Source organism: uncultured Corynebacterium sp., assembly GCF_945649885.1.
In the GTDB taxonomy this organism is placed as follows: domain Bacteria; phylum Actinomycetota; class Actinomycetes; order Mycobacteriales; family Mycobacteriaceae; genus Corynebacterium.
This window is the reverse complement of sequence record NZ_CALZFS010000072.1, coordinates 1-14,156: the sequence shown is the minus strand read 5'-3', so window position 1 is coordinate 14,156 and position 14,156 is coordinate 1. Positions and strand designations below refer to the sequence as shown.

Below are 14,156 nucleotides of genomic sequence, written 5' to 3'. Positions count from 1 at the left end.
GATGTCGCTGGAAAGACGGTAGAGGTCCTCGGCCGGATTGGCTGTTGCCGCCGGTGCGGAGGTGGCGGCGAGGGCACCGGCCACCACCAGAGCGGTGAGTGCCTTGAGGCCCCTGTTGGATGCGAAACGCTTAGCCACGTGTTTGTACTTGCCTTTCAACGACGGCGAAATCTGACCTGAGACTTATGGAGAACAGATGAAACTCTAATCACATTTGTAACTTGAGTTCACTTCCATTCCTCCTGTCACAATAATCGCAGAATGTTCACTGTCAATACGATTTCCTGAAATACGGGGTGTCGGAGATGCACGCATGAGAGTGGTGGGCACCTTCGACGCCCCGTTGCTAGATGTGTCGGTCACTGATGCAGGTTCGTTACAAAGGGTGGCCATGTGCGCTGAAAAGCTTGTGCAGGAGGCTCATATGGGGGTCCAGAACACCGCAGAATGTGCGCTTGGTGGTGTATTGGGAGTAGACTTCTAGCGTTCTATAACAAGGGTTCCAAAAAAGATGAAAAAAGAAACTTTTTCTGGTTCCCCTCCATATCTTTATCCGGCAGGAGAATGCCCCCAGTGACCCATCCAGAGTTTCGTAACGTAGCGATCGTCGCACACGTTGACCACGGAAAGACCACACTCGTTAACAGCATGCTTGAGCAGTCAGGCGTGTTCGGCGACCACGGTGAAGTAGCCGACCGTGTGATGGACTCCGGTGACCTGGAACGGGAAAAGGGCATCACCATCCTGGCCAAGAACACCGCTGTCCGCCGTAAGGGCGCTGGCCGCGATGGCAATGACCTGATCATCAACGTCATTGACACCCCGGGCCACGCCGACTTCGGTGGCGAGGTTGAGCGCGCACTGTCCATGGTTGACGGTGTTGTTCTGCTCGTCGACGCTTCTGAGGGCCCACTGCCACAGACCCGCTTCGTGCTGTCCAAGGCCCTGGCCAACAAGATGCCCGTCATCATCGCGGTCAACAAGACCGACCGCCCTGACGCGCGTATCGACGAAGTTGTCGAAGAGGCTCAGGACCTGCTCCTCGAGCTCGCCGCAGGCCTTGAGGACGAAGAGGCGGCAGCAGCGGCTGAGCAGCTGCTCGACCTTCCTGTTCTCTACACCTCCGGTCGTGAAGGCAAGGCCTCCACTGTGAACCCCGGCAGCGGTAATGTTCCGGACTCCCCGGATCTGCAGCCACTGTTCGACACCCTCTACGAGGTGCTGCCAGAGCCGGAGGCTAACATCGACGCGCCTCTGCAGGCTCATGTCACCAACCTGGACTCCTCCTCCTTCCTGGGCCGTATCGGCCTGGTTCGCGTCCACGCCGGCACCTTGCGCAAGGGCCAGCAGGTCGCCTGGATCCACTATGACGAAGAGGGTAACCAGCACACCAAGACCGCCAAGATCGCAGAACTCCTGGCCACCGTGGGCATGACCCGCGTTGCCGCACAGGAAGTTGTTGCAGGTGACATCGCTGCCATCTCCGGCATCGAAGACATCATGATCGGTGACACCCTGGCTGATCCAGCCAACCCGGTCGCACTGCCACGCATCACCGTTGATGAGCCAGCACTGTCCATGACCATCGGTGTCAACACCTCACCAATGGCTGGTCGTGGCGGCGGAGACAAGCTCACCGCACGTGTGGTCAAGGCCCGCCTCGAGCAGGAACTGATCGGTAACGTCTCCCTCAAGGTCTACCCGACAGAGCGCCCGGACACCTGGGAAGTTCAGGGTCGTGGCGAGATGGCACTGTCCATCCTCGTTGAGACCATGCGTCGCGAAGGCTTTGAACTGACCGTCGGTAAGCCACAGGTGGTCACCCAGACCATCGACGGTAAGATCCACGAGCCTTATGAGATCATCGTCATCGACGTTCCTTCCGAGTACCAGGGCAACGTAACCCAGCTGCTGGCTACCCGCAAGGGTCTCATGCAGGCTATGTCCACCACCCCGGGCTCCGACTGGATCCGCATGGAATTCCGCATCCCGGCCCGTGGCCTGATCGGTTTCCGCACCCAGTTCATGACTGAGACCCGCGGTACCGGTATCGCCAACTCCTACTCGGATGGCCTGGATGCCTGGGCCGGCGAGATCAAGGGCCGTGCACACGGTTCCCTGGTTGCCGACCGTTCCGGCAAGATCACCGCTTTTGCGCTGACCCAGCTGGCAGACCGCGGTAGCTTCTTCGTTGAGCCAGGTACCGAGACCTATGAAGGTGTCGTTGTCGGTTCCAACAACCGTGAAGAAGACATGGACATCAACCCGACCAAGGAGAAGAAGCTCACCAACATGCGTGCAGCTTCCGCCGACACCACCGTCACCCTGGCCAAGGCCCAGACCCTCTCCCTGGATGAGGCACTGGAGTTCTGTGGTGTCGACGAGTGCGTCGAGGTCACCCCGGATGTCCTGCGTATCCGCAAGGTCATCCTCAACGCCACCGAGCGTAACCGTGCACGTTCCCGTGCTAAGAGCCTGAACAAGTAATACTCAGGTAACTTCAAGGCCCACTGAGCAGTGATCAACACTGCACAGTGGGCCTTTGTCGTTGTGCTCACCCCACACAGTAGGATTTACAACCGTGAGGATAAGCCTGCGAAATACTTTTACAGCCATCGGTTCGACCCTGCTCGTGGGATCGTTGGTGGCCTGTCAGGCAAGCCCCGGCCCGGCACCGGTGGAGGAGGCACCACCGACCACCACGGAAACAACTGCTGAGGCACAACCCGTGGAGGAAGAGGAGATCAAGCCGGGCCGCACGGAGGTCAATATCGGTATTGATCCACTGCGCAATGGTTTCAACCCGCACCTGCTGGCTGATGATGCGGCCACGGTGCGTGATATCGCCTCCCTGGTCCTGCCGAGCGCCTTCGTGGGCAATCAGATGAACACGGACCTCTTGGAGGACGTGGCCACGGTGGAACCTGCAGAGGGGGTGGCCCAGACGGTGCGGTACATCATCGCGCAGGAAGCCCAGTGGAGTGATGGCACCCCCATCACCGGATCAGACTTTGCCTTCCTGCGCCGTGCCATCACCAACACCCCGGGCACCTTCAACAGGGCTGGGTATCAGGCGATCTCGGCGATCCGGACCTCCGGTGGCGGCAAGACCGTGGATGTGGATTTCACGGAACCGGTGGCGCAGTGGCACCAGCTGTTTTCTCACCTGTTGCCCAGCCACCTGATCCAGGATGCTGGTGAGGGGTTCCGCACCGCACTCTATGATGCGATTCCCGCCAGCGCGGGCCGGTACATGGTGCGTGCCATCGACCGCCAGCGCGGCATGATCACCCTGTCACGCAATGACCGTTTCTGGGGTGAACGGCCTGCCACCATTGAACTGTTGACTTTCCATGACGCCCGTTCTACTTCCCGGGCAGGGGAGTTCCTACGCACGGGCCAGAGCGTGTTCATGAATCTACGTCCCACGGAGACACTGGTGGACACCTTCAACCTGCTTCCAGGCACTGATGTGCGGGTCTCTGACACCGACCGCACCCTGGAGCTGGTCCTCAACACCAATTCTGAGGCCCTGGGTACTCCGGCACAGCGTGCGAAGATCTTTGAGCTCATCGACGTCCCCCTCACCGCCCGCCTGGCCACAGGACGGTCCGCGAACCTCAGCGTCGCCAAGGAGAGCACCTACCAGGTCGACGGTGAGGCCACCGAGATCACCGGGCCCCTGCGTTTTGCCGTGGATCCGGCAGATGATCAGTCCGTGGCGGCGGGACGGGTGGTGGTGGACATGCTCGCGGCCGCCGGCATTGAGGCCTCCACGGTGACAACGGACCTGGGTTCCATGCTGAAAGACGGGCTACCCGCAGGTGACATCGATGGTGTGATCACCCGGACCAGGAACGCCACCGGGGTGTTGTCCCTGGCGGATCGTTATGGCTGTGAGCTTGCCTTGAGCGGTTGGTGTGATCCGGAGACGGAAAACTATCTTGATCAGCTCATGGCCGGGACGATTGAGTTTGATCCCACCTGGTCGGAGCAGCTGAATGCACAGCAGGCACTGACCCTGCCGATCGTGCATGAGAACCGGGTGGAGGCACGCACCACGGGTATCGTGGGGCCGACTGAGGATGTCGCAGCCTGGCCTGGGGGCATCGCCAGCGCATCTAATTGGAGGAAGAATGAAACTGGATAAACTGGACAATAGCCTTGCCGGACTCCGGGTGGTGGCGGTTCATGCACACCCTGATGATGAGGCGATCGCCACCGGTGGGGCCCTGGCACACCTGGCGGCACGTGGTGCCGATGTCACGGTGATCACCTGCACCCTGGGGGAACAGGGTGAGGTGATTGGGGAGACCTATCAGCAGCTGGTCAACGGTGACGCCGATCAGCTTGGTGGCTTCCGCATCCATGAGCTGCTGGCCTCCCTGGAGGTCCTCGGTGTCTCAGGTCGTCTCCTCGGTGGCGCGGGTAGGTGGCGTGATTCCGGCATGGTGGGTGATCCGGCCAATGAGCACCCCAGGGCTTTCATCCATTCCGGTGGGGAAGCGGTGGAGCAGCTGGTGGAGCAGTTCGAGCAGCTGCGTCCTCACCTGGTGATCACCTATGGCCCGGACGGGGGGTACGGGCATCCGGATCATATCCGTGCCCATGAGATCACTCATGCGGCAGCGGGGCGGGTGCCCGTTCAGCGCGTTCTGTGGGCGATTACAGGCAGTGCGGACCTGGAGGCTGGACTGAAGGCCATCACGCAGGTTCCAGACGGCTGGCGTGCAGCGGAACCTGGTGAACTGGCTTGCCTGGATCAGGTGGACTGCCAACTCGCCCTGGATGATCTGTCCTATGCCGCGAAGGTGGAGTCCATGCGGGCCCATGCCACCCAGCTGTGGATCGCTGATGGTTCGGTGTCCGCAACCAATCCTCATGCTGCCTTCGCCGCTGTTTCTGACAAGTTCGCCGCCCCGACCGTTTTTGCCCTGAGCAACCTGATTGCCCAGCCCATCATGCGTAATGAGCATTACCAGCTCGGTGCGGGCACGCCTTTCCCTGAAGGTGATGCTGTGAAGCTGAGCGATGGCCTGGAGTGGTAGTTCCCGTGGAACGTAATAAGAGTTTCATTCACACCGGGCTGTCCCGTGGGGAGGTGGTCGGGGGCATTTTCTGGCTCAGCCTGGGTGCCTTGATTTCCCTGCTGCTCGAGGTGGTTTACCTGGGCACCTGGATCACGCTGCCGGGAAACACCCAGATAGCCTTCCCGTACACCATCGTCCTTGCATTCCTGTTCAATATGGTTCTGACCAGGACTTCCATGCTGTGGACCGATATTAGATCGGTGGCGGGGATTCCACTGTTCACCTGGGTCTTGGGTTTTGCCTTCATCCTGGTCTGGTCGGTCGCGGTGGGGGATCAGTTGGTAGGCTCTAACATCCGTAGTGTTCTACTACTTTTTGCCGGTATCGCCGGGGGAATTTGGCCCTTGGTGAAGGGCAAGTAGATAATGAAGCAAAACACCCCGATGTGTTTACCCGCTATCAACAACAAGCCAGGAGTTCTCGAGTACCAATGACTTACACGATCGCACAGCCCTGCGTTGACGTCTTGGACCGTTCCTGCGTTGAAGAATGCCCCGTCGACTGCATCTATGAAGGTAAGCGCATGCTGTACATCCACCCGGATGAGTGCGTTGACTGTGGTGCCTGCGAGCCGGCCTGCCCGGTTGAGGCAATCTTCTACGAGGACGATGTTCCCGATGAGTGGATCGAATACAACGATGCCAATGTCGGTTTCTTTGATGATCTCGGCTCCCCGGGTGGTGCTGCGAAGACGGGACCGCTCGACTTCGATCACCCCATCATCGCGGCGCTGCCTCCACAGGCCTAACCTGTACATCTATGACCCGTACACCTCGCACCCCCTTAGCCTCCATCCTTCCGGACTTCCCCTGGGACTCACTTGCCGCCGCCAAGGCGCGTGCCAGTGAGCATCCGGATGGCATTGTCAATCTTTCTGTCGGCACTCCGGTTGATCCGGTAGCTCCCGGAATTCAGATTGCCCTTGCGGAGGCTGCGGGGTTTTCGGGTTATCCGCCCACCACCGGCAGCACGCGCCTGCGCACGGCGATCCGTGCGGCGCTGGAGCGTCGTTACGCAATGAGCGGGCTTGTCGACGCCTCCGTGATCCCCGTCGTGGGCACAAAGGAGGCCATTGCCTCCCTGCCCACGATGCTGGGTCTGCGGGGCCACACGGTGGTCATCCCGGAGGTCGCCTATCCGACTTATGAGGTCTCCGCGGTGGCGGCAGGTGCCCGGGTGTTCCGCTCGGATTCCCTGCTGAAGTTGGGACCTGAGGTGCCGTCGATGATGTACCTCAATTCACCCTCCAATCCCACAGGTAAGGTCCTGGGTGTCCCGCACCTGCGCAAGGTGGTGGAGTGGGCACGCAAGAATGACGTGATCATCGCCGCTGATGAGTGCTACATGGGCCTGGGTTGGGATGATGAGAACCCACCGGTGTCCATCCTGGATCCCCGGGTCTGCGATGGTGACCACACCAACCTGCTGGCCATCCATTCCCTGTCCAAGACCTCCAACATGGCCTCCTACCGCGCCGGCTACATCGTGGGTGATCCGGCACTGATCTCCGAACTGACTGAGGCACGCAAGAACCTCGGCCTGATGATTCCTTATGCCATCCAGCAGGCGATGATCGCAGCCTTGGAGGATGATCAGCAGGAAGCTGGTCAGAAGCTCATCTACGCCCACCGTCGTGTGAAGCTGATGAAGGCTCTCCTGGGTGCGGGTTTCCGTATTGATGATTCCGAGGCGGGGCTGTACCTCTGGGCCACCCGTGAGGAGCCTTGCCGCGACACCGTGGACTGGTTGGCTGAGCGGGGTGTCCTGGTCGCCCCAGGTGATTTCTACGGCCCCCGAGGTGCCCAGCATGTGCGCGTGGCACTCACCGAAACCGATGAGCGTATCGACGCCGCCGTGGCCCGCCTTTTTTAAAACCCCCACCTGAGGCATTAGGCTTAGATCCTTCAAACTGATTGTTCATCATGGAAGAGGCATGTTGAGTTCCACTGAAACAGGTTGGGGTTTCCGTTTTCGGAACGCGACCCGGCAGTTCCTGAAATTCGGGATCGTCGGTGGATCCGGCACCGCTGTGAACCTGCTTGTCGCCGCACTGTCCAAGAAGATTGCTGGGTGGACTACCGGAATCTCTGAGCATGATGCCTTCATGAATCTTCTGGGCACTGATTTCCACATCCGCTGGTACCACGTGTTCATGACCATCGCCTTCCTGGTGGCCAACACCTGGAACTACCAGCTCAACCGCATGTGGACCTTCAAGACCAAGAACATGCGTTCCTGGTGGCGGGGTTTCTTCCCCTTCCTGGCAACCGGGCTGGTGGCCTTTGTGGTCAGCCAGGTGGTCACTACCCTGCTGATGAACACGACCTCACCGATCGCGTTGTCCTCGGAGATCTTTGATGACTCCACCGGATTCCGTACCAAGTTCTACTGGGCACTGGTGATCTCCATCCTGGTGTCCATGCCGGTGAACTTCATCGTGAATAAGTACTGGGCCTTCAGGAAACCGAAGAGTCGGATCGTGGTGGAAACCAACCCTGCTTAAGAATATGGCGCTACTTCCTCGGAGGTGGTGCCTTTTTTCATGCCTGAAGTATGTTCGAAAATTTGTTTGGAAAAAGACTTGATATTAGATCTGATACCGGCAATGATGATAGTAGAACATATTATCGAAAGGGGGGGGGTAATTGTGATCGAAGTATTCTTCAGCCACCAGCATCCAAACAATCCGATCTCGCATGTCATCGCGGATCGCAACATGAATGAACACCAGATGTGGCTGACGTTGATCGATGATGAGGAACATGATGTTGTTTCACTTCAACTGGAGTTGATGCGGCAGACAGGGATGAACCGCGCAGAGGTCAATCACGGTTTCAACGCCATCAGCGCGATGAACAACCTGCCGGAACTAAGGGCACTCCAGGAACAGCACTTTCATCTCAACATGGCTTATGTATCCCGGATCATGACTGCGGTGGCCAGAGCGGATAAGGAGCTGTGGCCGGAGTTGGATCGTCGAATCGCCAACAGGCTGACACCACGGACCCACAATGAGGTGATGATCCAGGCCCATGATCTGGCAGGGTTGATCACCAGGTGGATCAAGGAACTGGATCCGGAGTTTGATCAGAACACAGACCGGGGACAGCGGGAGGAGTATCTGCGCATTGAGTACCGCAATGGCATGGCTGAGGTGCGGGGTCGTTTCAGCACCATCACAGGCCACCACCTGGAAGAGGCGGTGCGTAAGGCAGGTGGGTTGCCGGAGCTTCTAGAACAGCAGGCCCCGAGGCAGATCACCCTCAACGTCTACCAGCCGCAGGAGGGGGGTCTGTCCTGGATTCCCGGGGTCGGCTACTTTGACTGCGAGTTTGAGCAGCCGCAGAAGAAGGTTGATCTGGATTGCTATGCCAACAAGGTGGAGATGAACTATCGCCCCAGTGAAGCCCTGGCCAAGCATGTGCGTGCCCGCGATGGGCACTGCCGCATGCCAGGCTGCAGGGTACCGGCTGATCAATGCCAGATTGACCACATCCTCCCTTGGGGTGAAGGCGGGTTGACGGTGGCCTGGAACTTACAGTGCCTCTGCCAACATCACCACAACGCCAAGACCGATGAACGCTTCGGGGCAGAGATGAACTCCCTGGGTGAAGTCACCTGGATTGGTCCCATGAAACAACCGATGGTGACAGCTCCGATCGGACCTTTAGCCCCCGTGATGCCAACCGGCACCTGGGGGCAGACACTACGGTCACGGATGGAAGCCAGGTTCAATCGCATCCGGGAATCTGCCATCGCCAGGTACAGCCATGAGGGGGAGGTGATCACCGGGAAACTCAGGTAAAGCCACAGGAACTGGGCTATGGTCACCTACTTATGATCACTGTCTCTCGGACACATTCTGGTAACGCGACGTGGATCGTCGTGGTGGTGTGTGGTGTCATCGCAGCGATGCACATCTGGAAGCTGCCCAGTGCGCTTACCGACGTCCAGGCTGACCTCAGCATCACCCTGGTGCAGGCGGGACTGCTGTTGGGTCTGGTGCAGCTTGCGGGAGTGCTCGGTGGGATCCCGGCCTCCATCATGGGCGAACGTGTGGGACTGCGACGTACCGTCGTCATCGGCTTGGGGTTGCTGGTGGTCGGCACCGTGATCAGTGCCCTGGCCACATCGTCTGAGGTGATGATGGCTGCCCGCGCACTGGAGGGGATCGGGTACCTGGCTGTCACGGTGATGGCTCCTGCCTTGATCCGGCGTGACACCCCGACAGCCCGGTTGACCATGGCGATGGGGGCGTGGGCAGGTTTCCAGGGCACAGCGACCTTCCTCGCGGTGTTGGGTAGCTCCCTGCTCCTCCAGGTGACGGATTGGCGCACGTGGTACTGGATCATGGCGGTGCTGACATCCATCGGCATTCCACTGCTGTTGAGGTTTGCCGCCCCGGATACTCCGACCCAAGGTGGGGTGGGTGCAGCCTTCGGCAGGGTCTGGGTGACGGTGCGTAGTTGGAAACCCTGGGTCGCGGGGGCAGTTTTCTCCTGCTACACCATCCAGTGGACTGCGGTGATCGGGTTCCTCCCCACGGTCTATGAGGCCTATGGGGTGGGGTCGGTGCTGGGTGGGTTACTTTCAGCGGTTGCCGGTGGCGTCAACGCCGTGGGAGCCATCCTGGCAGGTCTCCTGCTGCAGCGTGGCTTTGCTGTCCGCCCATTGGTGATTGTGGCGTTTGTGGTCATGGGGGTCACCTCAGCTGCTGTCTATGCCGTGGACTGGACTGTCCTGCCCGGCACCTTCCTCTGGCAGTTTGTGCTGGTCTGTCTCTTCTCCATGACCGGTGCCCTGATCCCTACCTCCATGTTCCGCATTGCCGTGGAGTTGGCACCACCGGGAGGTTCACCACCGGGAGTGGTGGGGTTGATGCAGCAGATGCAGAACACCGGTAACTTCCTCGGCCCCATCCTGCTGGCTGCACTGGCCGCCCGATCAGGTGGGTGGAGCACCTCCTGGTGGTTGACCGCCACAGCAGGTGTCTTGGGTGTCGCCCTGATCATGCTGTTTTCCGAGAAGCGCCTGGGTTTTTCCCTACGTCCGGACTAGCTGTCAAATAGGCGTGAAAAATTACTTGCGACGCAGCGGACTCTTCGGGGTGACAAAGGACAGTGCCACCAGGAAGCCGAACACGACGACCACGGAGAAGACCTGGCCACGGGAGCCTGGGTCACCGAGCATCAGCACCACCAGGCCGGCAAGCATGATCAGGGTGAGGATGCCTAGTCCCGGGTGGGCCCACATGCGCACGGTGGAGATCTCCCCATTGCGTTCCAATTCGGGGCGGAGTTTGAGCTGGGATAATGCGATCATGGCCCAGACCACGAGCAGGCAGCCACCGACGGCGTTGAGCAGGAAGTCAAGCAGGCCGGCGGGGTTGAAGTACTGCAGTGCCACGGAGACGAAGGCAAAGAACATGGACAGCATGACCGCCGCGGTGGGAACCCCACTCTTGCTTAAGTTGGCGAAGATCTTCGGGGCGTCCTGGTTGCGGGACATGGCGAAGACCAGTCGGGAGGTGGCGTAGATCTGGGCGTTGAATGCGGACAGCAGTGCCAGCACGATGACGGCTTCCATCAGACCCACGGCACCGGGGATGTTGGCCATGTCCAGGATCTGGGTGAAGGGCGATTCGGCGGCGGTTTCTGCGTTGTCGATGGATTCATAGGGCAGCAGGAAGCTGATCACCAGGACGGAGCCCAGGTAGAACAGGGAGATACGCCAGATCACAGCACGCACGGCCAGGGCGATGGCTTTGCGTGGTTTATCGGATTCCGCTGCGGCGATGGTGACGATCTCAATGCCGCCGAAGGCGAAGGCCACGGCGAGCAGACCGGCGGCCACACCGGAGATGCCATTGGGCATGAAACCATGTTCACCGATGAAGTTCGAGGTGCCCACGAAGGTGGAGCCGGGCAGTAGGCCGAAGACCAGACCGATACCCACCAGCAGGAACACGATGATCACGGCCACCTTGATGAAGGCGAACCAGTATTCGAACTCACCGAAGCCACCCACGGCGGCCAGGTTGATCACTGCGAATATCACCACGCACACCAGGGCGGGGATCCAGGGATCAACCCCAAACCAGGCACCCATGATTGCTGCGGCACCGGTCATTTCAGCGCCCATCACCATGATGAGCATGAACCAGTACAACCAACCCAGGGAGAAACCGGCCCAGTGGCCGAAGGCGTCCTCACCGTACTTGGAGAAACTTCCGGAGTGCGGGCGGGCCGCGGCCAGCTCGCCGAGCATCTGCATGATCAGCACCACGATCGCACCAGCGGCGATATAGGCCAGCAGCACAGCGGGGCCAGCGGCCCGGATACCCACGCCGGTGCCCAGGAAGAGTCCGGCACCAATCGCGGAACCCAGACCCATCATGGTCAGGTGGCGGGTCCGGAGTCCGGTGCCCAGCTCATCATTTTTCCCAAATTTCTTTGCTCCGGGCGCAGCGCTTACTGCTGTCGCGGCGGAACTTTCGCTCGTTGCCATGCTTCAACCGTAAACCTCGGCCCCGCGTTTAGAGAAAAGCGGGCTACCTGTCACCCTCATCAGTGACGGGTCCGCGCACAGCATCGGGATTGCGTGGAGCAATCTTGCGTGCGACAGGCTCATGGAAGCCCTTTTCACGTTTGATGGACCAGTTTGATTCGCCTTCGATGTCCTTGACGGTATGTTCCTCTTCTGCTTCGGCGAACCAGATAGGGGTGTCACAGTCCAGCACGATATTGTTGCCGATGTGGACATTGTCGCCGAGGGAGACACCGAGGACACCGGAGCTGACACCGAATTTACAATCCTCACCCACACCGAGGTAGAGGCGTTTACCATCAGAATCACGCGGTGACATGACAGTGGAGGACAGTCCGATCTCAGAACGGGCACCGATGGTGACACCGGAGGACAGACGTCCCTCCACCTTGGCAGCGCCCAGGGTACCGGAGTTGAAGGAGACGAAACCTTCACGCAGCACGGAGGTACCCGGTGCCAGGTAGGCACCCAGCCGCACACGTTCGGCTTCGGAGATGCGGATGCCGTAGGGGACCACATAGTCCACCATGCGGGGCAGCCGGTCCACGCAGTAGACGTGGATCAAGCCGCGGGAACGCAGCGCGGTGCGGACCCATTCGAAGTTATCGGGCAGACAGGGGCCCTTGTTGGTCCAGACCACGTTGGAGAGTTTGTCCAGGGTGTCGGACATGTGGAGCTCATGGGGGCGGACCAGGCGGTGGGAGAGCAGGTGCAGACGCAGGTAGACGTCATGGGCATCCACGGGCGGGGCGTCCAGATCTTCGATGATGGTGCGCACGGCAACCTGTTCCACCAGGCGGTCCTCATCAAGTTTGACCAGCTGCAGCATGCGGGGGGTCAGGTCACGGGCGCCGAGGCGGACGGTGCCTGTTTCGAAGGGGTAGGGTTCGCCCCATTTTTCCGGATCAACCAGGGAAGGGTCCGGGTACCAGGTGTCCAGGACGGTGCCGTCCATGGCGATGTTGGCAATGCCGAGACCGACTGCGCCCCTACGACTGTTGGCTGCCTTCAATGCTGCTCACAACTTTCCACGCTTTTATCAGTGATACCCAATAGTGGGTTTTGTACTCTTAGGGGATGGAACATGAACCGACCCCAGTCCTTGATCTCTTGCGCGATCCCATCGCCTTGACTGAGCAGCTCGTGAATATTCCGAGTCCCTCAGGAGATGAGAAGGAGATCGCCGATGCTATCGAATCAAGTCTTCGATCCCTAAACCTACCTGGTGTGGAGGTCATTCGCTTCAATGACAACGTCCTGGCCCGCACCAACCGAAATCTGCAGCAGCGGATGATTCTGGCAGGCCATGTGGACACGGTGCCCATTGCGGATAATCTGCCCAGCCACCGTGCCCTGAACTCTGAGAACCAGGACACCTTGTTCGGATGCGGGACGGTAGACATGAAGTCGGGTCTGGCGGTCTATCTTCATGTTTTCGCCCGCCTGTGTCACCGTGCCACCCGTGATCTCACCTTCATCGCCTATGAGGGTGAGGAGGTGTCAGGTGATCGCAATGGGCTGGGCCATATCCAGCGGGAACACCCGGACTGGTTGGAGGGGGATCTGGCGTTGTTGGGTGAGCCCACCGGCGGATGGATTGAGGCTGGTTGCCAGGGCAGTCTGCGCATCAAGGTCACAGCCCATGGTACCCGTGCCCACAGTGCCCGTTCCTGGCTGGGGGACAACGCCATTCATAAACTGGCACCCCTGATCAGCCACATTGCTGATTATCAGCCCCGAAACGTCACGATCGATGGCCTGACCTACCGTGAGGGACTCAATATCGTCGGCATGGAATCCGGGGTGGCCAACAACGTGATCCCCGATGAGGCGTGGATGAATATCAACTTCCGTTTCGCCCCGGACCGCAACGTCGATGAGGCAACCACCCACGTGGTTGAGGTGCTGGGCTTGGACAGCTCAGAGGGCGTCACCTGGTCGCTTGACGACGCCGTCCCCGGTGCCCTCCCGGGCGGGGGTGTAGCCGGTGCCCTCGGTGGAGGGAAGGTACGAGCCAAATACGGCTGGACCGATGTCGCCAGATTCTCAGCCCTGGGTGTCCCGGCGGTGAATTTCGGTGCGGGAGACCCCTCCTACGCCCACAAACGTGATGAACAGTGCCCAGTCCACCAGATCACCCAGGTTAGCGAGATGCTCCACACCTACCTGAGCACATAACCTCATCCGCGGTTATCGTGGATGGTTCCACAACATCATTGCGATAGCAGGAGGGTAAACAATGGCCCCACACAGAACCCCTGACCAGAACAAGAACCGCTTACTCGTCGGCCCGGTACTCCGCCGTCAGCCAGACTCACCAGAAGGCGGCAGCACCTTCGACCAACGTCTGCTGGAGATGCGTGCTGATCATGACTGGAAGCACGCCGACCCCTGGCGTGTCCTGCGCATCCAGGGCGAATTCGTCGCAGGCTTTGACGCCCTCCACGAGATGCCCAAAGCAGTCACCGTCTTCGGCTCCGCACGCACCGCCACTGATCATCCCTATTACCTGCAAGGCGT

General features: G+C 59.8%; 12 protein-coding genes and 1 pseudogene. 11 read left to right on the top strand and 2 right to left on the bottom strand.

Translation table 11 applies throughout. The features are described 5' to 3' along the window. The first annotated feature begins 573 nt into the window (after positions 1-573). From typA to Q0M74_RS08855, 9 genes are all read left to right on the top strand, one after another. Positions 574-2,487, top strand: a complete 1,914-nt coding sequence (typA, locus tag Q0M74_RS08895; protein ID WP_293953536.1) for a translational GTPase TypA — start codon at positions 574-576, stop codon at positions 2,485-2,487. Between the two features lie 94 nt (positions 2,488-2,581). After that, positions 2,582-4,150, top strand: coding sequence for an ABC transporter family substrate-binding protein (locus Q0M74_RS08890; protein ID WP_293953534.1), 1,569 nt, complete (start codon positions 2,582-2,584; stop codon positions 4,148-4,150). Next, positions 4,137-5,048 (top strand): N-acetyl-1-D-myo-inositol-2-amino-2-deoxy-alpha-D-glucopyranoside deacetylase, encoded by a 912-nt coding sequence (gene mshB, locus Q0M74_RS08885; RefSeq protein WP_293953532.1) that lies wholly within the window; start codon positions 4,137-4,139, stop codon positions 5,046-5,048. Before Q0M74_RS08890 ends, mshB begins: the two co-directional genes overlap by 14 nt. Further along, a complete protein-coding gene (locus Q0M74_RS08880; protein ID WP_293953530.1) occupies positions 5,042-5,452 on the top strand; it encodes a hypothetical protein in 411 nt (136 codons plus the stop codon). The genes mshB and Q0M74_RS08880 overlap by 7 nt, the downstream gene beginning before the upstream one ends. A gap of 68 nt (positions 5,453-5,520) precedes the next feature. Further along, complete coding sequence (fdxA, locus tag Q0M74_RS08875) at positions 5,521-5,838, top strand: ferredoxin (RefSeq protein WP_293953528.1); 318 nt, start codon at positions 5,521-5,523, stop codon at positions 5,836-5,838. An 11-nt stretch (positions 5,839-5,849) separates the two neighbouring features. Further along, on the top strand, positions 5,850-6,962 hold the full coding sequence (gene dapC, locus Q0M74_RS08870) for a succinyldiaminopimelate transaminase (RefSeq protein ID WP_293953526.1): 1,113 nt from the start codon (positions 5,850-5,852) through the stop codon (positions 6,960-6,962). 61 nt (positions 6,963-7,023) lie between these two features. Beyond that, the gene (locus Q0M74_RS08865) at positions 7,024-7,593 is read left to right on the top strand and encodes a GtrA family protein (protein ID WP_293953524.1); all 570 of its coding nucleotides are present in this window, start codon (positions 7,024-7,026) and stop codon (positions 7,591-7,593) included. A 144-nt stretch (positions 7,594-7,737) separates the two neighbouring features. Beyond that, on the top strand, positions 7,738-8,895 hold the full coding sequence (locus Q0M74_RS08860; protein ID WP_293953522.1) for an HNH endonuclease signature motif containing protein: 1,158 nt from the start codon (positions 7,738-7,740) through the stop codon (positions 8,893-8,895). Positions 8,896-8,927: 32 nt separating this feature from the next. Beyond that, complete coding sequence (locus tag Q0M74_RS08855) at positions 8,928-10,148, top strand: CynX/NimT family MFS transporter (RefSeq protein WP_293953520.1); 1,221 nt, start codon at positions 8,928-8,930, stop codon at positions 10,146-10,148. Between the two features lie 21 nt (positions 10,149-10,169). Here Q0M74_RS08855 and aroP read toward each other — a convergent pair whose 3' ends face one another. Together aroP and Q0M74_RS08845 are read right to left on the bottom strand one after the other, a co-directional pair. After that, positions 10,170-11,597, bottom strand: a complete 1,428-nt coding sequence (aroP, locus tag Q0M74_RS08850; RefSeq protein ID WP_293953518.1) for an aromatic amino acid transport protein AroP — start codon at positions 11,595-11,597, stop codon at positions 10,170-10,172. A gap of 43 nt (positions 11,598-11,640) precedes the next feature. Further along, on the bottom strand, positions 11,641-12,591 hold the full coding sequence (locus tag Q0M74_RS08845; protein WP_293953538.1) for a DapH/DapD/GlmU-related protein: 951 nt from the start codon (positions 12,589-12,591) through the stop codon (positions 11,641-11,643). Between the two features lie 122 nt (positions 12,592-12,713). Here Q0M74_RS08845 and dapE point away from each other — a divergent pair, with 122 nt between their 5' ends. Beyond that, complete coding sequence (gene dapE / locus Q0M74_RS08840; RefSeq protein ID WP_293953516.1) at positions 12,714-13,814, top strand: succinyl-diaminopimelate desuccinylase; 1,101 nt, start codon at positions 12,714-12,716, stop codon at positions 13,812-13,814. Positions 13,815-13,875: 61 nt separating this feature from the next. After that, a pseudogene (locus Q0M74_RS08835) lies at positions 13,876-14,156 on the top strand (TIGR00730 family Rossman fold protein); the annotation flags it as partial.

Coding starts and splice junctions, on each gene's coding strand:
- mshB (WP_293953532.1), top strand. CDS start 4,137: ATGAAACTGGATAAACTGGACAATAGCCTTGCCGGACTCCGGGTGGTG.
- fdxA (WP_293953528.1), top strand. CDS start 5,521: ATGACTTACACGATCGCACAGCCCTGCGTTGACGTCTTGGACCGTTCC.
- dapC (WP_293953526.1), top strand. CDS start 5,850: ATGACCCGTACACCTCGCACCCCCTTAGCCTCCATCCTTCCGGACTTC.
- Q0M74_RS08865 (WP_293953524.1), top strand. CDS start 7,024: ATGTTGAGTTCCACTGAAACAGGTTGGGGTTTCCGTTTTCGGAACGCG.
- Q0M74_RS08855 (WP_293953520.1), top strand. CDS start 8,928: ATGATCACTGTCTCTCGGACACATTCTGGTAACGCGACGTGGATCGTC.
- aroP (WP_293953518.1), bottom strand. CDS start 11,597: ATGGCAACGAGCGAAAGTTCCGCCGCGACAGCAGTAAGCGCTGCGCCC.
- Q0M74_RS08845 (WP_293953538.1), bottom strand. CDS start 12,591: ATGGACGGCACCGTCCTGGACACCTGGTACCCGGACCCTTCCCTGGTT.
- dapE (WP_293953516.1), top strand. CDS start 12,714: ATGGAACATGAACCGACCCCAGTCCTTGATCTCTTGCGCGATCCCATC.